Annotated in this window: 19 protein-coding genes and 1 pseudogene; 3 read left to right on the top strand and 17 right to left on the bottom strand. The window is 51.8% G+C overall.

From position 1 onward, the window contains the following. Positions 1-22 precede the first annotated feature (22 nt). The gene (glaH, locus tag ACLH1I_RS09635; RefSeq protein ID WP_004204667.1) at positions 23-1,000 is read right to left on the bottom strand and encodes a glutarate dioxygenase GlaH; all 978 of its coding nucleotides are present in this window, start codon (positions 998-1,000) and stop codon (positions 23-25) included. Positions 1,001-1,463: 463 nt separating this feature from the next. Between glaH and ACLH1I_RS09630 the strand changes: the two genes are divergently transcribed. Both ACLH1I_RS09630 and ACLH1I_RS09625 read left to right on the top strand, forming a co-directional pair. Continuing rightward, a complete protein-coding gene (locus ACLH1I_RS09630; RefSeq protein ID WP_151628452.1) occupies positions 1,464-1,721 on the top strand; it encodes a YjhX family toxin in 258 nt (85 codons plus the stop codon). A 57-nt stretch (positions 1,722-1,778) separates the two neighbouring features. After that, positions 1,779-2,528 carry an SAM-dependent methyltransferase gene (locus tag ACLH1I_RS09625; RefSeq protein ID WP_017901319.1) on the top strand — a complete coding sequence of 250 codons (750 nt, stop codon included), beginning with the start codon at positions 1,779-1,781 and terminating at the stop codon, positions 2,526-2,528. A gap of 40 nt (positions 2,529-2,568) precedes the next feature. Here the strand turns inward: ACLH1I_RS09625 and ACLH1I_RS09620 are convergent, their stop codons facing one another. The 12 genes from ACLH1I_RS09620 to ACLH1I_RS09565 all read right to left on the bottom strand — a co-directional run bounded on the left by ACLH1I_RS09620 (position 2,569) and on the right by ACLH1I_RS09565 (position 15,332). After that, positions 2,569-3,207 carry a glutathione S-transferase family protein gene (locus ACLH1I_RS09620; protein WP_048323085.1) on the bottom strand — a complete coding sequence of 213 codons (639 nt, stop codon included), beginning with the start codon at positions 3,205-3,207 and terminating at the stop codon, positions 2,569-2,571. Between the two features lie 217 nt (positions 3,208-3,424). Further along, complete coding sequence (locus ACLH1I_RS09615; protein WP_004204671.1) at positions 3,425-4,687, bottom strand: PTS galactitol transporter subunit IIC; 1,263 nt, start codon at positions 4,685-4,687, stop codon at positions 3,425-3,427. An 88-nt stretch (positions 4,688-4,775) separates the two neighbouring features. After that, the gene (locus tag ACLH1I_RS09610) at positions 4,776-5,771 is read right to left on the bottom strand and encodes a 2-hydroxyacid dehydrogenase (protein WP_048294211.1); all 996 of its coding nucleotides are present in this window, start codon (positions 5,769-5,771) and stop codon (positions 4,776-4,778) included. Between the two features lie 16 nt (positions 5,772-5,787). After that, on the bottom strand, positions 5,788-6,549 hold the full coding sequence (locus ACLH1I_RS09605) for an SDR family NAD(P)-dependent oxidoreductase (protein ID WP_004204674.1): 762 nt from the start codon (positions 6,547-6,549) through the stop codon (positions 5,788-5,790). Positions 6,550-6,560: 11 nt separating this feature from the next. Beyond that, positions 6,561-8,099, bottom strand: a complete 1,539-nt coding sequence (locus tag ACLH1I_RS09600) for an FGGY-family carbohydrate kinase (protein ID WP_040215249.1) — start codon at positions 8,097-8,099, stop codon at positions 6,561-6,563. Between the two features lie 20 nt (positions 8,100-8,119). After that, positions 8,120-8,671, bottom strand: coding sequence for a glycerol-3-phosphate responsive antiterminator (locus tag ACLH1I_RS09595; RefSeq protein ID WP_002889866.1), 552 nt, complete (start codon positions 8,669-8,671; stop codon positions 8,120-8,122). 14 nt (positions 8,672-8,685) lie between these two features. Then, complete coding sequence (locus ACLH1I_RS09590) at positions 8,686-9,477, bottom strand: class I fructose-bisphosphate aldolase (protein WP_032455606.1); 792 nt, start codon at positions 9,475-9,477, stop codon at positions 8,686-8,688. Between the two features lie 510 nt (positions 9,478-9,987). Then, on the bottom strand, positions 9,988-10,239 hold the full coding sequence (locus ACLH1I_RS09585; RefSeq protein ID WP_004204679.1) for a zinc ribbon domain-containing protein: 252 nt from the start codon (positions 10,237-10,239) through the stop codon (positions 9,988-9,990). A 176-nt stretch (positions 10,240-10,415) separates the two neighbouring features. Then, the gene (gene lpdA, locus ACLH1I_RS09580) at positions 10,416-11,813 is read right to left on the bottom strand and encodes a dihydrolipoyl dehydrogenase (RefSeq protein ID WP_151628453.1); all 1,398 of its coding nucleotides are present in this window, start codon (positions 11,811-11,813) and stop codon (positions 10,416-10,418) included. After that, entirely contained in the window at positions 11,803-13,338 is a 1,536-nt protein-coding gene (locus ACLH1I_RS09575; RefSeq protein ID WP_151628454.1) for a 2-oxo acid dehydrogenase subunit E2, read from the bottom strand. The genes lpdA and ACLH1I_RS09575 overlap by 11 nt, the downstream gene beginning before the upstream one ends. 3 nt (positions 13,339-13,341) lie before the next feature. Beyond that, complete coding sequence (locus ACLH1I_RS09570; protein WP_017901010.1) at positions 13,342-14,361, bottom strand: alpha-ketoacid dehydrogenase subunit beta; 1,020 nt, start codon at positions 14,359-14,361, stop codon at positions 13,342-13,344. Positions 14,362-14,372: 11 nt separating this feature from the next. Continuing rightward, positions 14,373-15,332, bottom strand: a complete 960-nt coding sequence (locus ACLH1I_RS09565) for a thiamine pyrophosphate-dependent dehydrogenase E1 component subunit alpha (protein WP_151628455.1) — start codon at positions 15,330-15,332, stop codon at positions 14,373-14,375. A gap of 254 nt (positions 15,333-15,586) precedes the next feature. On the opposite strand from ACLH1I_RS09565, the gene ACLH1I_RS09560 reads away from it, so the two are divergent. Then, positions 15,587-18,352 (top strand): LuxR C-terminal-related transcriptional regulator, encoded by a 2,766-nt coding sequence (locus tag ACLH1I_RS09560; RefSeq protein ID WP_151628456.1) that lies wholly within the window; start codon positions 15,587-15,589, stop codon positions 18,350-18,352. A gap of 473 nt (positions 18,353-18,825) precedes the next feature. Here the strand turns inward: ACLH1I_RS09560 and ACLH1I_RS09555 are convergent, their stop codons facing one another. The 4 genes and pseudogenes from ACLH1I_RS09555 to ACLH1I_RS09540 form a co-directional block, all read right to left on the bottom strand. Continuing rightward, entirely contained in the window at positions 18,826-19,917 is a 1,092-nt protein-coding gene (locus ACLH1I_RS09555) for a hypothetical protein (protein ID WP_074186541.1), read from the bottom strand. Positions 19,918-20,031: 114 nt separating this feature from the next. After that, on the bottom strand, positions 20,032-20,598 hold the full coding sequence (locus tag ACLH1I_RS09550) for a hypothetical protein (protein WP_048981064.1): 567 nt from the start codon (positions 20,596-20,598) through the stop codon (positions 20,032-20,034). After that, positions 20,582-21,670: a hypothetical protein gene (locus ACLH1I_RS09545; protein WP_064150628.1), complete on the bottom strand. Its 1,089-nt coding sequence runs from the start codon at positions 21,668-21,670 to the stop codon at positions 20,582-20,584. The genes ACLH1I_RS09550 and ACLH1I_RS09545 overlap by 17 nt, the downstream gene beginning before the upstream one ends. Positions 21,671-22,170: 500 nt before the next feature. Beyond that, positions 22,171-22,433: pseudogene (locus ACLH1I_RS09540) on the bottom strand (Arm DNA-binding domain-containing protein); the annotation flags it as partial. Positions 22,434-22,532: the final 99 nt, after the last annotated feature.

Below are 22,532 nucleotides of genomic sequence, written 5' to 3'. Positions count from 1 at the left end.
CAATTCCTTCGCCTGAAAACCCTTATTGATGAGTCTGGTAATGATTCGTGGAATACGCAAAGTAGCCGCGCTGGCGCATCAGCTCGCGGCGCAGGTCCGGGTGCGGCGTAAAGCGGTCGCGGCCGTGCAGCCAGAACAGGTTGTTAATCAACAGAAATTTGCCTACCGGCACCGGTATAGAAAGAATGTTTTTGCTGGTCTCCAGCGCGTCGGAGAGGCGGCTCAGCCAGGTGCCTTCTTCGAAATCTTTCGGCTGGACGAACTGGTCGATATAGCGCATCACCGGGCGACCCAGCTGGTCGACGTCGAACACCGGGTGGAAAACATCTTTGCTGACGTTTTTGCTCGGCGGCGCGGCCCAGCGCATCGGGCGGCGGGCGAGCGGGTCGCGGAAGAATTCGTCGAGGTGCTCCCAGTCGTCGAGATGCAGCAGCAGGGAATTACCGCCCTGCATGTTCTGCTCGTCGATCTTCATCATCAGCACGTAGTCGGTTTGCTCTTCGACGTAGGTACCGTCGTTGTGCAGCTCCATCACCCGGTGCGGCTGGCGCAGGTAGCTGTCGGAATTATCGACGTTTTTCACCACGAAGCGGGCGTAATACTGGCCGCTCATGGCGTCGAAGTTGGAACGGCCAATCAGGTGGGCGACGGCGGTGGCCAGCTTGACCATCTCTTCGGCCTGGCTGACGTTATCGATCCCTTCGCCGTTGATCAGCAGCGCGCCTTCCGCGCGATCGAGCAATGTTTTGATCAGCAGCGGCTGCAGCTGGTTGCCGCACAGATCGTCGAGGATCTTGCCCACCTGGAAGCGTAAGAAAGATTTGTACTCCAGCGCCTGCACCGGCCACTGCTCGACCTGCTGCAGAAACTGGGTGGTGGTGTCCGCGGAAAAGGTGAGCTCCAGCAGGCGCGGCGACTGGGCGGAAGGGGAGACGGTAAAGCCAGGGTATTGCTGGGCTAACGGCGCGGGTGTCGGTTTTACTGCGGTCAGGGCGTTCATCAGGATCGTTCCTCGCTGTAAGGTCAGGGTGATGTTCATTTCGTAGCCATAAATTAAAAATATCTACATTTTTATAAAATGCGTACGAAATGGCCTTTTTGTTTCCATTTTGTGATCTGACAACAATTATTTAACAATGCGGGAGGGGGATAAGGTGGTGGTGAAAGTTGAGGAGCAGAGCGAGCGGCGGATAGCGCAAAAAATGGGGGGTAGGCTGACGGGAAATCGTAATACCGGTCACAGTTTTTAATCTGCACAATACCCTTACCAGATGAAGGTGTTAATATTCAGCCGGTAAATACCTTTCAATGCTCACCGAGGCTTCGATGCTGGAGAATGTCATTATCAGATAATCAGCTTCCCGACCTGCCCAGGCCGGACTGATTATCGCTGCGCTTAAACCTTACGCACACACCTGCGGGTGTAGGCATGTTTTCGCACATGATAATGAACAGGTTTCAGTATGAATTTATCCCGTCAGGAACAACGGACCTTACACGTACTCGCCAAAGATGGCCGTATTGCGCACGTCCGCGATACCTCCGGCCGCATTACCGCCGTCGAATGCTACACCCGGGAAGGGCTGTTGCTGAGCGACTGTACCCTCGCGGTCTTCAAAAAGCTCAAAACCAAAAAGCTGATTAAGTCGGTGAATGGCCAGCCGTACCGGATCAACACCACCGGTTTGAATAACGTTCGCGCACAGGCGGACAACCGCTGATACAGCGACCCGGGCAGGGTCGCTGCCCGGGCGTATGGCTCTCAAGGAGAAACACCCATGATCGATATCCCTCGCATTTTTACTATCAGTGAAAGCGAACACCGTATTCATAACCCTTTTACCCCGGAAAAGTACGCCACGCTGGGACGGGCGCTGCGAATGGCGCCGGGCACCACCATTCTTGACCTCGGCAGCGGCTCCGGCGAGATGCTCTGTAGCTGGGCGCGCGATCATCAGATCGTCGGCACCGGGGTGGACATGAGTCTGCTATTCAGTCAGCAGGCGGCCGCCCGGGCAGAAGCGCTCGGGGTGAGCGACCGGGTGACTTTCATACACCAGGATGCCAGCGGGTATGTCGCCAGTCAGCCGTGCGATATTGCCGCCTGCGTGGGGGCAACGTGGATCGGCGGCGGAGTGGCAGGCACGATTGCGCTACTGAAGCAGAGTCTTAACCCAGGCGGCATGCTGCTTATCGGCGAGCCATGGTGGCGCAAACGCCCCGCCACGGCGGAAGAGGCGGTTGCCTGCGGCGCGCAGTCACCCGATGACTTCCTGACGCTGCCGGCGCTGGTCGCTCACTTTGGCGAACTGGGCTATGACGTGGTGGAGATGGTACTGGCCGACCAGGAGGGCTGGGATCGTTATGAAGCGGCGAAATGGCTGACGATGCGCCGCTGGCTGGAGGCCAATCCGCACGATGACTTCGCGCCGGAGGTTCGCCAGCAGTTGACCACTGCGCCGCTACACCACGTCACCTGGACCCGGGAATATCTCGGCTGGGGCGTGTTTGTCCTGATGGCGCGTTAACCGGTATGTCGGTAGCGTCAGGAGGCGCTACCGACCATTTTCAGACCTTCAGCTCGTCGTAGCTGACCATGACGTGCTGGCGAAAGGCGGGCCGTGCGGTTAGCCGTGCATAATACGCCGCAAGGTGGGGGAGGGGACGACGGGTGATATCGATGGCAAAGTAGCGGTACAGCACATGACCAAACTGGATATCGGCCAGGGTGAAGGTATCGCCCACCAGATAGCGACTGCCGGCGAGACGTGCCTCGGCAATCGCCAGCTTTTGCTCCAGGGCCGTCACCGCCGCGGCGATGGCCTGCGGATCCCGCTCGGCGGCGGGCGTGCGCACCACGCGCCAGAACACCGGCGCCGTAAAGCCGAGGGCGATATTCTGCTTTGACCACTCGGCCCAGCGATCAACCTCAGTACGAGCCAGCAGTTCGCCCGGCCAGAAGGCGTCGTCGGCGTAGCGACTGGCTAAATAGCGAAGGATCGCGCCGGTTTCCCACAGCGGCGGATTTTCGTCATCCTGCAGCACTGGCACCGTACGATTGGGATTGAGCTGATAAAACGCCTCGCTGTCGGTACCGCCATAGCGATGCCCCACGTCGAACCGGAGATAGTCCAACCCAAGCTCGCCAACACACCACATCAGCGCCTGCACGTTAGAGGAGGTTTTTCGGCCCCAGATGGTCAACATCGGGATCTCCAGAGAATAATGAAAGAAGGAGCATAGCAGGTTGGGTTGAAAACGTGAGGGGGCACAAAAGAAATGAACCACCTCGCCGCGCAGGGGGCGGACGCGCTGGTCAGATGTTCAAACCAGGGGCGTAGCTGAGCCAGCTATTCAGTGCACAGTATAAGAGGAAGAAACAGAGGGCAGCAGTTTGCCCTCTGTTTACTTGTGTGGTCTTGTACTAAGGTGTGGCGCTAAAAAACTCGCCAAACTTGACTGCCAGCCAGCCGACAGGCGTCGTGGCGCCGCCGACGATATTGGTGATCTCGGCCATCCCTTCCGGCACTGGAATATGCGAGTTCACCGCCGCCTGAGTGTATTCTTGCGAAATGTCCGTCCCGACATACAGGATGCAGGTCACGATCAGGGTTCCGGTTATGAACATGCGGAACATATTTCGTTTACAGAACGGCGTGACCATTGCCAGCAGGAACATTAATGAAGCCAGATCGACAAAGGGCAGTACGCGGTTGCCGGGCAGAATGATAGACAGCACCACAGCCATAGGGATTAACAGCAGACCGGTCGCCAGTACCGAAGGTTCACCGATCAGTAACGCCGTATCCATCCCGATGTAAAAATCGCGCCCCGGGAATTTAGCCTTCAGTTTTGCTTCAGCGGCATCACGGACAATCAACAATCCCTGCACCAGAATTTCAATCATTTTAGGCAGTAGCAGCATGGCGGCTGAAACCTTAATGGCCAGTGAAACGGCAGCAGAAACGTCATATCCCGCCAGGAAGGCCAACAGCAGTCCCAGCACAAATCCCAGGGTAAGAGGCTCGCCAAAAACGCCGAATTTTTTATTAATACTTTCCGGATCGAAATTGATTTTATTGATAAGCGGGATCTTATCAATGATGTAATTACAGGCAATGCCAAACGGCACGTAAGCTATACAGGTAAGATGTGGGAATGATATCCCTTTAAGATTATAGTTTTTTTGTAAATATGGAGCCGTTAAATCTGCCGCCAATAGCGTCAACACAAAAATAGCGAATGTAATACCGACCGAAAGCCAGTAATTTCCCGTTCCGGCATAGACCACAGACCCCATGATCAGGAAAATCCAGTAGTTAAAAATATCGATATTCACCGTTTTGGTTAATTTCAACAGAAGCATAGCCAGGTTGATGACGATAAAGCCCACCACGACGGGCAGCATCAGTGGCGAACCCCAGCCAATGGTCGATGCGGTAGGCCAACCGGTATCAACGACCGTTAACTGCAGGCCGATACGCTCAACCATCGCCTGCGATGCGGGGCCCAGATTTGTCAGCAGCAGGCCAATCACCAGCCCCACCCCTTCAAAACCAATGCCTACCAGCATTCCTGCTTTAAATGCCGTACCGATTTTAACACCAAAGCAAAGCGCGATAATAAAGAATATTACTGGCATCATTACTGATGCCCCCAGACTAATAATGCTGTTGATAATATCCATAATGATTCCTTAAAAGGCGGGCGAATTGGGCACGAGTTAACCCGTGCCCATTGGGCCCTGTTAATACCTTTAATGGTTCTTTTAGTATTTAACTGAGTTTCTTTAAAAGGATCTCAGCGAAGAGTTTGGGCGAATTACTGAATGCGTCAATGGTACTCCCGGCAATATGCGGCGTAATGGTCACGTTATTCAGTGTATAGAATGCACTGTCGTCAGGGAGTGGCTCGTCATCAAAGGTATCAAGCGCGGCGCCCATGATTTGCCCGGATCTGAGCGCATCAATCATCTCTTTTTCATTGATTAACCCGGAGCGTGCCGTGTTAACAATGATGGCACTGCGCTTCATCAGCGCGAAATGGTGTGCGTTAATCAGATTTTCGGTTTCCGGCGTCAGGCGAGCATGTAACGAGATAACGTCGGCGCGTTGTACCAGTTCGTCCAGAGAATCGACTTTCTCATAACGTTCATGGCCTGCAACGTACTTATCGTAAAAGATAATCTCCGTGCCAAAGCCGCTGAGAAATCCCGCGACCAGTTGGGCAATATGACCGAGGCCAACCAGCCCCACGACTTTTCCGCCAAGTTCCGGGATCGCCTGATGGTTCGGACTGTCTTTACGCCAGTATTTGTCACGCAGGGCATCGTGTGAACGGGCGATATTGCGCATTTCCGCCAGGATCATGCCGACCGTGAATTCGGCGACGCTGCGAGCGTTACGCCCCGGTGTGTTTATCACCTCAACGCCCCGGGCGTTCGCCACCTGAAGATTCACGTTTTCCACGCCACCGCGGAGCACGCCTACATATTTCAGCTTTGGTAGTTTATCGAACACCGCAGTATTGACGGGGGCAAACTGAGTGATCAGGATGTCAATATCATCCGTTCCCTGAAGCAGCGCTTCCGGTAAGGCCACCGCTTCTGCTCCTTCCTGTTCAACCCGCAGATTATCTTCCTGAAGTTTCTCAACGGAGTCATGTGACCACTCGCGTATTTCCACTTCAATTCCCTTATCCCTGAGCGCTTTCAGGCCTGATTCCATCATCGCTGCATTGATAAACAGATCGGCAATTGCCAGACATTTCATAATGATTCTCCCTAGATTAACGCATCAACATACCGCCGGTAACGTCCAGAGTTGCTCCCGTCATATAGCTGGTCTTAGGAGAAACCATGAAGACTCCGATGTCGGCAATTTCTTGCGGCTGGGCCACGCGGCCCACCGGAATACGACTGACGTAATAGTCAGGGTTTTGCTCAATGTTCTTACGGATCATCGCAGTATCCATGATCCCGACGGCGATATTGTTCACATTGATTTTTTGTTTGGCGACTTCCCGCGCCAGAGAGATAGCAAAGGCGACCAGGCCGGCCTTACTTGCCGCGTAGTGCGCATGTCCCGTCGTGGAGCCGTGGAACGCGGCCTGCGAGGTAATATTCAGAATGCTGCCCATCTGGTCATGCTGCAGGCAGTGATTTACAAACAGCTGGCTGAGATGGAAGATGGCTTTCAGATTGACATTCATCACCAAATCCCAGTCCTGCGGGCTGATCTCGGTGACGTAGCCGCTCAGCCAGATCCCGGCGTTATTCACCAGAATGTCGGCTTTGCCCAGTCTGTCGATACAGGTGGCAAACAGATTTTCCCGGCTCTGCTCGTCAGAGAGATCGGTTTTGACCGCGATGATCTCTACGTTCGCGCTGGCCTTCACCGTTTCGATCAGCCGTTCGGGATGCTCTTCCTCACGCATATAGGTAAAGCAGATATTGACGCCTTCTTTGGCGAGAGAAAGAACAAACTCTTTCCCCAGGCCGGTTGCGCCGCCTGTCACGATGGCCGTACGATTCGTTAAATTCAGATCCATTTTTTCCTCACTTAGTGCGCGATGTAGTTGCTGCAGCTTTTCCACGGCGACTGCATTTCTGATAACAGGTTTTTATAAAGCTGGTATTTGGTCTGGTAGACCCGGTGGTTTTCCGGATTAGGGGAGACGGTGCGTGAGACATGGACCATGTCGTTTGAGGCCGCAAATACCTCTGCAAACCAGCCCACCATAACGGCGGCGGTCATCGCGGTACCCAGGGTCCCGTGCTCTTTGACGTCAACGATTTCCAGCGTGGCCTGGAAGATATCGGCGAATATCTGCAGCCAGACCGGGGAGTTCGTGACGCCGCCAGCAATACGAATAGTGCGGCTTAACTTCGGGTTAATATTGCGTAAGCGCTCGGTGTGGTAGAGATGGCTGAAGGCCACGCCCTCATAAATCGCCCGCAGAAAATGGGCTTTTTTATGGAAACTGTTGACACCGATAAAGCCGGCCGAGGCGTCGGGAATGGTGTTAGAGCCAAACACGAACGGAAAGAACAGCAGGTGACTTTCATCCGGCGTCGTTGATGAAACCAGCTTATTGCACAGGTCATAGACCGACGATCCTTGTTCGGCGGAGGTTTTCCGATCGCTCTCCATAAAGTTGTTAATAAACCACTCCAGGTTGCTCGCGGAGGTGGGGCTGGCCTCGGTGATGAGCCATTTACCTTCAATGGGATAAATGGAGGTCATAAACAGATCTTTATCAATAACCGGGTGGTCGGTAACGTATTCGTTTATGCTCCAGGTGCCGGTGACGATCGCCATCTTATCGAGACTGTTAATCCCCGAGGCAATGGAAGAGGCCGAGATATCAAACACCCCGCCAGAAACCGGCGTACCTGCGCATAAACCGGTCAGACGGGCCACGTCGTCAGTGATTTTTCCGCAGCATTCTGTTGAGCGTTTGATGGGGGGCAATTTGTCCCGCAGTTCATCAAGTCCCCACCATGCCAGTAGTTCATCGTCATACTGGCAGTCACGTACGTTGATCAGGTTGGTCCCTGAGATATCGGTCAGCTCAAGAAAAGCCTCTCCGGTCAGGTAAAAACGGATCAGGTCCTTGACCATAAAAATATAACGCGCTTTTTGCAGCGTCTCGGGCTCGAACTCCTTCAGCCATGCCAGCAGGGCGACAGGTTGTCCGGCCCAGATGGACTGCATTGTTTTTGGCAAAATGTCGGTAAGGAATTCTGGCGAGCGTTGCCATCTCTCAACGTACTCTTTTGCCCGGCTATCGGTGGATATAATGCCGTTACGCACCGGGTGACCTTCTTCGTCGACCAGATACAGACCGTTACCATGACCGGTGACGGCCACTCCTTTTATCTGGCTGGCGTCGATACCTGATTGCGCAATCGCTTTTTTAATCACTTCGACATTAGCGGCCCACAGCTCATCGATACTGCGCTCTGTGTGGAATTCCCTGGGTGTCAGCATCTGTGTGGATTTTGAGGCGATGGCGAGCACCTGTCCTTTACGGTCATAGATGGCTGCCTTGGTGACGGTTCCACCATTGTCGATGCCCATGACGTATTCATCTTTCATTCGCGTGGACTCCTTATTGGTTACCATAAGCCGGGCTCGCTGGTGGTTATCCCTTTAAATCCGGCATGGAATATTTTATCTACAAGGTATTTGCGCTTAACAAAGCCTCCGGCGATGAATACCACATCAAAGCCTTTCAAATTTCGGCTAATCAACTCCAGACACTGGCAGGCATATTCAGCAGGTAAGATTTCAATTGCGTCCGGTGGACTGTGTTTAACAATATCGAGCGACTGATCAAGCGATCGCGAATCGATAAGTAAAACCCGATATACGGTCAGCAATCCCTCCTTTTTGGCGTAGCGTAGCGCGGAGAGATTGGAAGAAATAACACCATCAACCTTGTAATAATTTTTCAGCAGATTGATCCCCGCCTGATCCGGTTTAAAGCCGCCCAGTAATTCAAGGTGAACGAGGACCTTCTTACCGCTTTGATGGCATTTGCCAATCAGCGACTGCAGATTGCCGATATTCGCTTCGGATAGCAGCACATATTCTGACTGGCAGGATAATGCTTTTTCAAAGTATTTATACTTCCTGATGGAAGGGATGATGGTGTTATTCGAAATCATATTAATTTCCGATGTTATTTAGCCATGTAGAGGCTGTATGCATCTTCCGCTGTTGCGTTTTCATGGATGATGGCATTCAGGCCTGCTACCACTTTCGCCGGCTGCGGATCCTGGGTAATGTTTCGTCCCACAGCCACGCCTTTCGCACCCATCTGCATACAGTGCTGAACAAATTTGAAGTAACCGTCGATGCCGGTTTTTGGCCCTCCTAAGGCAAGCACCGGCACGCCAGCAGCTTCAACGATCAGTCGGTCCTCTGGTGAACCGGTAAAACGCGTTTTGATGACGTCCGCGCCCAGCTCCACCGCTGCGCGGGCCGATGCAGCGATGATGGCCGGATTGTTAGAATCATCGCTGGTGACGGGATAACCATACGGGAGCGATTCGACAATCAGCGGTACGTTCCAGCGATCCGCTGCCTGCGCGAGTTGCATCGCCATAATGTGGGTTTTTTCTTCATTGAAGGCGCCGGGGAAGGTCATGCAGACCACGCCCTCGGCAGCGACTTTAAGCGCATCTTCGACGGAAAAAACGGGGGTAGTATCGGGAACGGTATTGTCAAAGATACTGACCGTGCTGTCGACGCGTAAGACAACGGGAACGCTGTTTAATGCTTCCCGATAATTCTTCAACATGCCGTACGTGACGAGCGCACAATCCAGGCCGTGTTCCACCAGAGCAGGGAGCTGATTTATCGTATTATCAATACCATTTGTTTTCGTGGAAAAATAGTAGCCATCCAGCGCTAAGGTCACGGATTTACCATCTTTTGCGAATATTCTTGCGAGACGACGTTCTTTAGACATTTATTTACTCCTGAGATAAAAAAACAAAAAAAAGCCCTCAGAGACTCGCGTCTCTGAGGGCTTTCTGTTCACATACCCTTTTGATAATGGTTCGGGATTCCAAAGCATTATCAATGCAATTTTTTAGCAAAGTGAGAAAGGTTTAACTTTTTTAAATTAAATCTGTTCTCTTGCGTGATTAAATAACTAACACACGCGATAACTTATTGTCCAGTTGGTATCGTTGAAATGAGAGATTCATCACATCAATATGTTGTATTCCATGAGAAGTGCCGGGTTAAATACAGAAACAGAACCTTTAAAAACCAGGCAATAACGCATCCGGTCAAGGGTGAGAACGCCAGGCGTTTATTTCATCCGCATGAAGATCGCATCCATGCATGCCTATGCCTGCAGGTCGTCATCTACAACGCGCATTTATTCCTGTCCGGATGGCGTACAAAAACGCTATAGCAATGTTGTCGGCATGGCGATCTGTCCTTACTGATTTCATCCTGCCGCCCGGGCAAATTACTCGTCCGCTTTGTGCGCCCAGGCAGGCATCGCCGTCAGATAACGTTTTGCCCGTTTCCGTGATTCCGCTACGCCCACCTTTTGCCAGGAGTCGAGAAAAGCCGCCAGACCGGATACGGCCTCTTCCCAGGATTTCAGATTACCGTCGCTGTCGCTGCAATACGCGCAATATTTATCGCTGGCCCCTTGCGCATCAGGTGCGGACATCGGCATTCCGCAGGCCTGGCAAAAACTTTCGTGCTGTGTCATAGATCGCCCCTCCTGTCGTTTGGTTGTCTACTAAACATACAGAATTTACGCATGGCGCTTAGCGTTTCAGATCAATAGATCCTGCCGTAACCGTTGTTGGGGATCTTCTGCCGGGGAGTGCGGGAGGGATAACGGGAACTTACTCCGTATCGCACAGCTATCGCCTCCCTTATTTTTTATTGATGCAACGGTTGATCGCAGGCCGCGAGTATGGATTCATGCATCGCTTCGGAAAGTGTCGGATGCGCAAAGATCATCGACAGGAGACTTTCGTCTGTGGCCTCCAGGTGACGGGCGATGCCAAAGCCCTGGATCTGTTCCGTGACCTGTGCGCCAACCATATGCGCGCCCAGCAACTCGCCGGTTTCAGCATCGAAAATCGTCTTCACAAAACCCTCTGTCTCGCCGCTGGCCAGCGCCTTACCATTGCTCTGATAAGAGAACTTACCGATCCTGACGGGCCGTCCCCTGGCCAGGGCCGTCGATTCCGTCAGGCCCAGACTGGCAACCTGAGGCCGGGCATAAGTGCAACCGGGCACATAGTCGCGATCAAGCGGATGGGCGCCTTCGACACCGGCCAGTGTCTCAACGCAGATCACGCCTTCGTGGCTGGCCTTGTGCGCCAGACACGGCGGGCCGGCTACATCGCCGATGGCATAAAGCCCGAATACGTTAGTGCGACAAGCCGCGTCCGTCTTGATAAAACCGCGGTCTAACTCAACGCCCAGCGCTTCCAGCCCCAGATCTTCAATATTCGGCTGTACGCCGACCGCCAGCAGCACACGTTCGACATCCTGGGAATATTCGCCGCCGGTGTTTTTCAGTGTGCAGCGCACCCCGGTATCGGTGAGCTGTACTTGCGTCACCAGGGTCTGGGTATGGACCTGAATACCGCGTTTTTCGAATGACTTACGCACTGCTGCAGACACCTCGGCATCTTCCACTGGCAAAATCTGCGAAGCTAGCTCGACCAGCGTCACTTTACAGCCCAGATCGTTATAAAGGCTGGCGAACTCGACGCCAATCGCCCCTGAACCGATGATTAAGAGCGATTTGGGTAATAGCTTAGGCCGCAGCGCCTCGAAATAGGTCCAGATATATTCGCCATCTGGCGTGATGCCTGGTAATGCGCGTGGCCGGGCGCCGGTTGCCAGGATCACGTGATCGGCCCGGTAATCGCGCGCTTCACCGCGTGCATCCTCGACCGTGATTTGCCCCTTGCCGCGCAGCCGCGCGGTGCCATCAATGACCTGCACGCCATTTTTCTTCAACAGGTACGCAACCCCTGCGGTGAGCTGTTGCGATACGGTACGGCTAAATTGCACCAGTTTTTGCAGATCGACGTTCACCTCGCCCACGCTGATGCCCAGCTGACTGGCATGGGTGATAGTGTGCGCAACCTCAGCGCCATGCAGCAGCGCCTTGGTTGGAATGCATCCCCAGTTCAGGCAGATGCCGCCCAGATGCTGTTTTTCCACTAATGCGGTACGAAGCCCTAGCTGACCGGCACGGATGGCGGCAACGTATCCCCCAGGACCACCGCCGATGATCAGCACATCGTATTTATCGTGCATAGCTCGTCTCCTGGATAAACATCAAGGTCGGGATTTCAATCAGTCGCTTGAGTTCCCGGAGAAAAGCCGCACCTGCCGCGCCATCGATGACCCGGTGATCGCAGGATAGCGATACCGTCATTTGCTGGCGCGCGACGATTTGCCCGTCGCTTACTACCGCCCGGAGCTCGCCGGCGCCAATGGCGAGGATTGCGCTTTGCGGTGGATTGATGATGGCGTCAAACTGCCGGACGCCGAGCATTCCCAGATTTGACACGCTAAAGGTCCCGCCCTGGAACTCTTCCGGCTTCAGCGTGCCCGCTTTGGCTCTGGTCACCAGCGAGTGAATTTCGTTCGATATGTCGCTAATCGATTTCCGGTTCGCCGAGCGAACAATAGGGGTAATTAGCCCGGCAGGCAGCGCAACGGCCACCGAAATGTCGGCATCCGCAAAGCGGCGGATACTTTGTGTCGCTTCATCAAACTGGATGTTGACGTCAGGCACGGCCACCAAAGCCAGGGCGCAGGCCTTCACCAACAGGTCATTAACCGAAATCTTGACGCCGGGTACTTCGCGGTTAATGTCCTGACGTAACGCTAACAGTCGTTCCAGATCGAGATCGACGTTCAAACGGAAGTGGGGAGACTGTTGCTTGGACGTTTGCAGGCGAGAAGCGATAGCCCGCCGCATACCGGACATCGGGATGCTCTCAAAGGGTGCCGGGGCACTCTCCTGCACAGGGCTGGTCTGCGGTTGCTCGTCGAGTAACAACGCTGCGGCCAGCACATCATCGCGACTCACTCGACCGCGTGAACCGCTGCTTCGGCAGTCATGTAAGTTGATACCCAGTTTGCCGGCCAGACGGCGCGCCAGCGGGGTGGCCGATACCTGGCTATCATCGGCATGCGAGCGGGGCGCTTTGCTGCGACGAACGGGAGGCGTCGGAGAGGCCAGACGACCGCCGGCGGCAACGATCGCGCTTTCCAGATCAGAAACAGAGATACGATCCCCGCGCCCGCTGCCGCGGACTTTTTTCAGGTCGACACCCCAGCGGGCAGACAGTCTTAACGCATGGGGCGTGGCATTAACCTGAGTCACATCGGTCACGCCTTGCAGACTGACGGGGATATCGGTCTGCCCAACAAGGGGCTCGGGGCTGTTGGATGGCGGGGAAACAACGGAAGCTGGCTTAGCGCCTGCCTGTGCCGCTACGCCCGGCGCGGCAGACTCCGGGCCAGGGGCTGCGGGTTTCGCCGAAGCCAGGCTGGCAGCAAATTCGTCCAGTTCAGCATCGCTGACCGACGCGTCAGCCGCCAGGGCCAGCACGGCGCCTACCTGAAGCGTCTCACCCTCGCGGGCGATTATCCGACGTAACGTACCAGCAAAGGGTGCCTCCAGCACATTAACGATTTTACTGGTTTCAATCTCACAGATTTCCTGCCCTGGGGTGAAGCTGTCACCCTCCTGGATTGCCCACCGAGCGAGCAAGCCTTCCTCCATGGAAAGCCCCCACTTTGGCATTTCAAGCGTCTTGATTTCGCTCATCGGTTAATCCTCCAGCACTTGACGAACGGCGGCTTCGATACGTTCTACGCCAGGGATCCAGAGTTTTTCGAGAGCAGGGGAGAACGGGACCGGCGTGTGTGGCGGCGTCACCAGCAGAACGGGCGCTTTGAGGAAATGGAATGCCTGGGACGCAATCAGCGCCGCGACATCATGAGCAAAACCGAAGCGTGCCGCGGATTCGTCGACAATCACGACCCGCCCCGTGGAAGCCACCGATTCCAGAATCCCTTCCTCATCCAGCGGCGAAATGGTTCGCGGGTCGACCACCTCGACCGAGATCCCCTCTTTGGCCAGCTTGTCCGCCACCTGGTTGGCTTTATGCACCATTGCCGACAGCGCAATGATGGTGACGTCCTCTCCTTCGCGGGTATAGTTGGCTACACCTAGCGGGATGGTATAGCTCTCGTCCGGTACCTCGCCCTTGAGGTCGTACAGCATTTTATGCTCGCAGAATACCACCGGGTCGTCGTCGCGAATGGACTGGATTAACAGACCCTTGACGTCATAAGGCGTCGAGGGCACCACCACCTTCAGCCCTGGGGTGGTGGCAAAGATATTATAGGGTGACTGTGAATGCTGGGCCGCGGCGGAAAACCCCGCGCCGATCATCCCTCGCATCACCAGCGGGGCTCTGGCTTTGCCACCAAACATGTAGCGGAACTTAGCCGCCTGGTTGTACAGCGCATCGTGACTCACGCCAAAAAAATCCATGAACATCAATTCCGCGACCGGCCGCAGACCCGTCGCTGCGGCGCCCGCCGCCATACCGATGATGGCCGACTCGGTAATGGGCGTATCGATCACCCGATCGGAGCCGAACTGCGTCCACAGCCCTTTAGTGACGCCGAGCACACCGCCAAAGGCTTCTATCTTCGCCTCTTCGGGCGCATTTCCGCCATGACCGCCACGCAAATCTTCACCGATGAGCACCACGCGTTCATCGCGTTCCATTTCCTGGGCCAGGGCTTCCTTGACCGCTTCACGATAGGTTTTAATCGCCATAGTTATCACCCTCAGTATGAGACGTACACGTCTGTCAGCAGGTTTTCCGGAGCCGGATAGGCAGCGGCGCGGGCCTTCAATACCGCATCGTTGACAAGGGCTTCTACTTCCTCGTCAATCGCCGTTAGTTCTTCCGGGGTGATATGCTGTTTGACCTTAGCGGTGAAAATCTTCAGCGGATCATGTTGTTCACGCAGGCGTTGCACTTCACCTTCCGCGCGGTATAGCGCGGGATCCCCCTCAAAATGACCGTGCCAGCGGAAGGCTTTGGCCTCAATGACGCTTGGGCCACCGCCTTCTCGCGCACGTTTGACCGCCTCTGAAGTGGCCTCATAAACGGCAAAGAAATCGGTGCCATCAACGGTCACTGCCGGCAGGCCGAAGCCAGCGGCGCGTCGGGCGATATCACGCCCACCCACGGCGTAGTCATGACCGGTCCCTTCGCCGTAACCGTTGTTTTCGAAAATAAAGACGGCCGGAAGCTGGAGCACGACGGCCATATTGATGGCTTCAAAGACCAGGCCCTGATTAGAACCCCCATCGCCCGTAAAAGAGACACCGACGTTGCCGGTTTTTAGCGTCTTTGCCGTTAGCGCGGCGCCGATGGCCAGGGGAGGGGCTCCCCCAACGATAGCGTTCGCTCCCAGCATTCCTTTCGACAGATCGGCAATGTGCATCGACCCGCCCTTACCGCGACATAACCCGCTGTCCTTACCGAATATTTCGGCCATCATGCCGTGAATGTCACAACCTTTAGCAATACAGTGGCCATGTCCACGGTGTGTTGAACCAATGAAATCTGCGCTCGTTAAATTTTCGCAGACCCCCACCGCGATGGCTTCCTCGCCGGTGTAAAGGTGAATGAAGCCCGGAATATCACCGCTGGTATTTTCCTGATGCAACCGCTCTTCAAAGGTCCTGATCTCCCGCATCTTGCGGTAAGCCTGCAATAACGCCTGTTTGCTGAGCATCGTTTAATTCTCCTCAATAAAGGTCACCCAGGCGGGGCCAACAGACAGGGCGGATAACCCTGGCCACACCCATGCAATGAATCTACGAGCGGTTAAAGGGAGTGCGAAGCCACCTTCATGGGGGGGTAGGTGGGGGTTTTCATGCTTGAGGTCAAACTTTCTAAATTTTGTGTAGTAATAAAGTTTGGCTGTCCCATGTCATCCCGGGGGCTGGCGTACAATTGAAAAAAAACAAAGCGAGTAGATAACCACGGATGAAGCCATCGGATTTAGAAAGTCGCCAATCACCCTCACTGGTCTCCGGGCCATTGCGGCTGACGCGAGGCTTGCCGCTAATCCTGACCAAATTCGTCCCGCCTCGCTCCTCGATACAATTGCTGGAGCGCCCCCGGCTGCTTCAGCTTCTCAGTCCCGTTCAGCAGTGCCGGCTGGGCGTCGTCTGCGCCGGCGCTGGATTTGGCAAAACCACGCTGTTGGCGCAATGGCATCAGCAGATGGTCGCCCAGGGCGAACGTATCGCCTGGCTGAGCCTCGATGAGGATGATGATGACGTATGGCAGTTTATTCCTTATCTGCTGCAAGCATTGCGTCCACTCTATGCTGACTGGGACGCCGATTTCTGGCGTGACATGGAAGAACAGAAGCTCTCCAGCTCCGAGCAACTGCTGGCCGGGCTCATTAACCAGCTACACTACTGCCCGCATGACGTGTACCTGATTATCGACGACTTCCACGTGATTAACGATCGTGGGGTCTATGAAGCCCTGGGGTATTTAATCAAGCATGCGCCTGCCGCCTTGCATCTGATCATTGGCAGCCGTTTCCACCCGAATCTTGCGCTGAGCCAGCTGCAGGCCCAGGACCAACTGGTGGAGATCTATGATCGAGACCTGCAATTCACGCTCGAAGAAACAAAACACTATTTTAGCCGTACGGTTGCGCTACCCCTCAGCAACCACCATGCACAGCGGCTACAGTCCGTGACAGAGGGCTGGATTGCAGGGATGAAGATCGCTTCATTGTCGGCAGAATTACAGCATGATCCCGAGCATCTGTTGCGCAATATGCATGGAGGAACACGGTCCATTGCCCGCTATCTGAAAGAGGTGGTACTGGACCCGCTACCGGAAGAGGTTCTCGATTTCCTGGTAAAAACGTCCTTCCTCAGCCGGTTAAATGCCGAACTATGCAATGCAGTGACTGGACGTGATGACAGTCAAGCGATGCTGGCATGGATTGAGCGACACAACCTTTTTTTGTCAGCCCTTGACGAACAGGGCTACTGGTTTCGCTACCATCCTCTGTTGCAGGAAAATCTTCGGGCCATGCTGCAGCAGAACAACGCTATTGATCGCAAACAGCTACATGAATTAGCCAGTCATTGGTTCGTCGAACAGAAGCTGTGGTCTGAGGCGGTACGCCATGCGCTCAGCGCAGGCAAGCCGGTGCATAGCCCCGTGCAGGATGGCGCAAGCGCTCAGTCACTGGCGGAAGAAGGGGATATCGATACCCTGATCTCATGGATGCATCATTTACCGCCCAGCACCGATCCTTCGCGCATTGACCTGCAAATTAACCTGGCCTGGGCACTGGCGCATTATTTCCACTTTGATGAGTCGAGGCAGCTGCTTGATAACCTCGATCAGATGGTACTTCATCATCGTGAGGATTTAACTCGCAGCACCTGGTGTAAATTGCGCGTTGTGCGGGCAATTTGCGAAGCCTTTGCGGAAAACATCCCGGAGAGTCTGGCTATTGTTCAGCCGTTGCTGGCCGAAGTGCCCTGCGGCGACACCTGGGTTGATGGTCTGATATGCAATATTCTCAGCTATTGCCATGTTGTTAACCAGCGCTATCACGACGCGCTGGAGGTTCAACAGCATATGCCCTCTCCGGAAAGTCCTTTAGATAATCTGTTTGTCTCGGTTTATCGCGCGTTTATCATTGCCCAGTGCCATCTTTGTCAGGGCGATCTGGGAAAAGCCGGGTGGTATGCAGAGAAAACGTTGCGCCAGGCTGAATGTTATACCGGTACCCAGTCGACCAGTGGCGCGACGCTGGCGCCGCTGCTGGCGGAGATAGCCTATGAATGTCAGAGGGGGGACTCGCCCGAGCATCTGTTAGCCGATCGGCTCGAATTCATCGACCGATTCAGTCCACCCGACGCGCTGAGTCGTTGCTATACCTATCTCGCGCGTCAGGCTCTGGATGGCGATATGCCGTATGAGGCCGAGCGATTGCTGGAGCATGCGCAGCGTCTTGCGGTGTCTCGCGGCTGGCAACGGCTCCAGGCCATGATGTTAGCCGAGCAGGTGAGGGTGCGACTGCAGGGCGGCAATTTCACAGGCGCAGAGCAACTGCAGCGACAGCTTGAACAAATGTCCGCCAGCTTCAGAATGGATGCCGAACATCCCTGCCAACGCGCTATCGTTATGTCTGCATCCCTTAGCCGCAGCCGGCTTCTTCTCGCCAGAGGCCTGGCGCCGCAAGCCTGCATTCTACTGGCTGAGATGGTCTCCGATCAGGAAAGCCGGGGGGACAGGTTAACCGCAGCGCGTCTGCGTACGCTCTGGTCATTAGCCTTGTGGAACAGCGGCAAAACTGCCGCTGCGCGCACGACATTTCAGCCAGTCGTGCAGCTGGCTGAACAACAGCATCTCAAGGGCCTCTTTCTTGACGCTGGCGATACCTTGCAACCTTTGCTTGCCGGTATGAATGAATCCTCTTCGGCTTGGACAGAGGAAAGGGGAGTGCAGGAACCCTGGGCAGACAAGCGCTGGCCTGCAGACAGAACACCGTTTAATAGTGGAAGCCCCGATATTCCTGGGGAGCTCAGCGAGCGAGAGTTTCAGATATTACAGCTGATCGCTGAAGGTCAGATGAACAAAGAAATCGCTCGCTCCCTCGCTATTTCTGCCGAGACGGTCAAATGGCATATCAAAAACATCTACGCGAAGCTTAAAGTGAATAGCCGCACTCAAGCGATGAGTCGGGCGCTGGAGATGAAATTACTGGATTAACGGTTTGAACAGGGGGGGCTGGATACAAAATATTATTAAGACGAGCCACTTTCTTAACGGGGCTATGAGCTATGGATAATCGTGGTACTTGTAAGTCCATGGGGCGCTATCTCTGAACGGTGATGGCTGTTTTGATGCCCTGGCTCAGCGATATGAACATTGGTTTTAAGGAGGCGACGCCAGGGGAAAGTCATCCCAGAGAGGCTTTTGGGGAGTGTTGTCTGTAACGTTTTGATTGAGGTGGTGCGATAATAGGAATCATACTCACACCACAACCACATGAATTTAAAGTGCTTATTGGCGTTTTATTTTTAAGATACCCCCAAAAGTACCCACAAACATGCTTCTAAGATTAAATTCCAATAGCAACTTTCAAAGTTGAAGAATCGAAAAAGATGAGCAACGGCCATTAGGCCACTTGCGAGCTAGTGCTCCCGTAGATGTTGATTGTCAAAGTAATAACTTAGTGAAAATCAGTCATCGTCTTCAGGCCAGGTTTCTCGGTGGCCATCGCAGAAACTACAGCCAGTCATTCCGCTAAACTCATCAACACTAGTACTGTGATAAGAACAATATTCACACTGCTCGACATTTTCGAAAATTCCAAAACAGTAAGTGCATAGGTATTTTTCTCCGAACTCACAGACAGTATCGTTCTGCTCACACTCTGAACATCCTGCAGGGACAGATAAAGTGCAATATTCATCCGGTGAAAAACTACTCGTATCAAAAAGCTCATAACGAGAAGCGGTATGTTGGCACTTACTACATTCAAAGTCCGATTCTTCCCAAGCCTTCAGTATTTGATTTTCATCGCATGCAGGGCATGAAAATTCAACCAATCCGTCCTGTGTAGTACTACATACAAGACAGGAAGATGACTTAAACGAATACTCTTCAAATTCAAACGTGGTTTTAAGAGGTACAGCAACTTTCTTGCATAAATGACATTCAATAACTCGACCGCCCTTACTGACATGTTCCTCTAATATTTTCTTAACCTGCTGAAATTTAATATCTGCATAATAACTGTTATTTATGAGTAATTGAGTTTCTTGACTTGCAAGATAATGACCCAATGCTCCTTCAAAGAGAGATTTCCAATCTTCACGCATCAACCGATTCAGGGCGAACCAAGCATCAGCCTGCTCAATCAGTAGCTTCTCCTTGGCTTGGTCATTTAATGCATCGTGATAAAAATGAACAACTCGATTTCTATGCTGCCTAATTATATCAAATGATGACACAGTGGAAGTATGTAGAGGTTTCTCGAGAACATCCCTCAACCGGTCACATGTCTCTGAAAAAGTTATTGACTGGAAATCACCAGTAAGATATTTCGAACGTATGATTTTTTTTCCGCTACAAACAAGCGACCAATGTTCATGTGCAAGCGGAACTTTGAGTAACAATTCTACAGCCGTCCAAAAACTAACAATAGAATGTGTTGGAGACGTTGCGAATTCGGTCTGAGCCTTTTTTAAAAAATCCATTCCATTATCAAGCAGACCTCTAACTTCCGGTGAAAGCTCAAGCACTTCTCCTTTAAGTGATCGAATAGTCATTAATTTGGCCTTGTAAAAAATTTAATTTCTGATAAAAGATAACGATACATAATTACTCGTCCAATCTAATATCACTTAATATAAAAAACAAAATGCTAACTAACGTCACTTACGCTATTCATCCTTGTTATAATGATTAAAATATTCCTTTTCTTTGTCACTGAATTTATCATCAGCATTCAGCAGCTTGAGTAAAGCTTCTTTCTCTGCATTTTTCTTTCGTCTTATGATTATTGCAGCTTTCAACTCAGAAAGTGATATATCAAAATCACGTAAGGAAATAAATGATAATACTGCTATGAATAACAATGCTATCGTCAGTGATGCTAAGTATCTTGCATATTCAACATCATCCTTAAACACCTGAAGTAGAAAAATAACTCCAGCACTAAAAACGTAAAATAGCATCCAATATCCAATCTTTCTTATAAAGACTGAAATACTTCTACTTAACCTGTCAGTTTGAACCGAATTCAACCCTTCACTTTCAAGAAGCTTTTCAAATTTTGACTTTAGACTCCAAGCGTAGGTAACCAAAGGTGTCAAAACTCCCCCGCCTATAATCAAATGTAACCAACCACTTAAGTTATTTATCCTTTCAGGCTCAGAAAAATAATAAAATGAGCCTGAAAAGATTATTATGGTCAGTATAAACCTGAAAACATTATTCAGCTTCAGCATCTAATTCGCCTAACCGGATTTGTTCAACTAACCATTCTCTAATCTTCATATACATCTCTTCTGGATCTGCTATTCCATTAATAAACTTAAGTTTAATTTTCTTAGAAATAACTAAACTATCACCTTTGATTTTTCCCACCTTATCAAGTGTTAATTCAACATCATCTGGATGGCTATGTCTTAATGCTTGGCTGATATTATTAATTATTGCTTGGGAGGTTTTTTTGGCTTTGTAATTATAGCTTATTTCCACCGAAACGTTAATATTACCTTTATCAATAGCATCACCTGAGAAGACATCATCTGTAAGCCCATAGTTTTCGCGCTCTCTATCAGTAAAAAGAACTTTAATGATATCCAGCCCCAACCCCTTCGGAGTTACTTTAACATGATTTGTTTTTATTGCTTCTGATGTTATCGTTTCTCTTGCGTTCTCAATAGGCATATTACTAAGCGTATCTACCAAAGGCGTACCGATTCTAACCTTCTTGGTATTATTATTCATTATTTTGTCTCTTTGCTGCTTTGGTAACTCAGCATTGAGCATTACAGAACCTTGGGTAATTACCCCTGCTTTTTTTAATAACCACGTAATGTATTTTTCCAACTCTCGAGTTCTTAGAACTGGTGACTGAATTACCACCACATGGTTTCTAAGAAATGCCATGTGCATTATTGAATCAAGAAATTCACGTCTTTTACCATCTACAGAAACCGGCGGCGCTATTTGGTCTATTGATAAGAAAGAAGCGCTTTCATCAATAGTTATAATATTTTTATTTGCGCCATCACTATAGCGAACTAATTCATTGAATAATATACTCCATCTCTCTATTTTATTATTCAAAAATTGCCTTGCCTGTTGAACATCACCATCTTCGCCATCATGGCTGTCAACACTTACAGTCTGGTAACGGTCTTTAACCGCAGAAAGACGATTCAGAGCAACCGCAATCATCTCTTGTAAGGTTTGATCCACATTCTCGCCGATGACTTTTGCAATACGATAATGAAGAGTTTTGTCCTTGTACTCAACCACCGGCTCTTTGATTGCTGTAATTTTTTGAGACATTGAGAAAATCCTTGTTTTTTTCTAAAGAAGTTACTACAAACATGGAAAATCACAACCTTTCTAGAGCTATTAATCCTTATAAACGTTACAACGATAGCAACTTAAGGAAGCAACTGTAACTTAGAGCGCCTACAGCCAAAAATCCCCGCTGGCGGTGCCGGTGAGTGACAAGTTTTGCAGATACATCCAACGAGCTGAACCTGAAGTTTTCTAATGTGATAGCGGTTGACGCTTTACCCTAGTTTTCCCTAGTAAGACATAACAAACCATAACAGGCTGACACCTGCCTTGCTTCGCATCAGGACTAACAAAAGCAAACCGCCGGGCTCAACAAATCTCAACGCCAGCCTTTTACACTTCCGCTGCAACAGCTGTTCGTGGGCGTCAGGATCCGTTAGGTTGGGTTGATACTTTTACCTGTTTCTCGCGAAAAAGTGTCAAGTTTGAGGTGCTGGGGGTTTACAGTTTTTCGCCGTCCAGCAGGCAGAGCGCCCTTAATTCTCTTCCCGTTTTGCTTCCATACGATCGATATCCCCTGCGATACCCCTTTTGGCCTCTTCACGTTTTGCCTGTGTATCGGCTAATGTGACTTCAGGATACACACCCAGCGTTAATAGCTTCTCTTTGCCGGCTACACGATACTTGAGCCGCCAGTATTTGCCATCATCAGGTTTGAGCAGGAGATACAGACCACCACCATCAGCCAGCTTGTAAGACTTCTTTTAGGCTTGCCGGCGTCTACCTGCCGGGCGTTAAGTTTCAATTGCGTGGGAACTCCTTTAGGCCGAACAGCAAACACCCCCATAAGCCCCTCAAACGAATGTAGATTTTAGGGAACTTTAGTAGACGTAGAAATAATAAA

The organism is Klebsiella sp. 1SOBk10mer (assembly GCF_046602535.1).
Classification (GTDB): Bacteria; Pseudomonadota; Gammaproteobacteria; order Enterobacterales; family Enterobacteriaceae; genus Klebsiella; species Klebsiella quasipneumoniae.
This window is presented reverse-complemented; position numbering and strand designations above follow the sequence as displayed.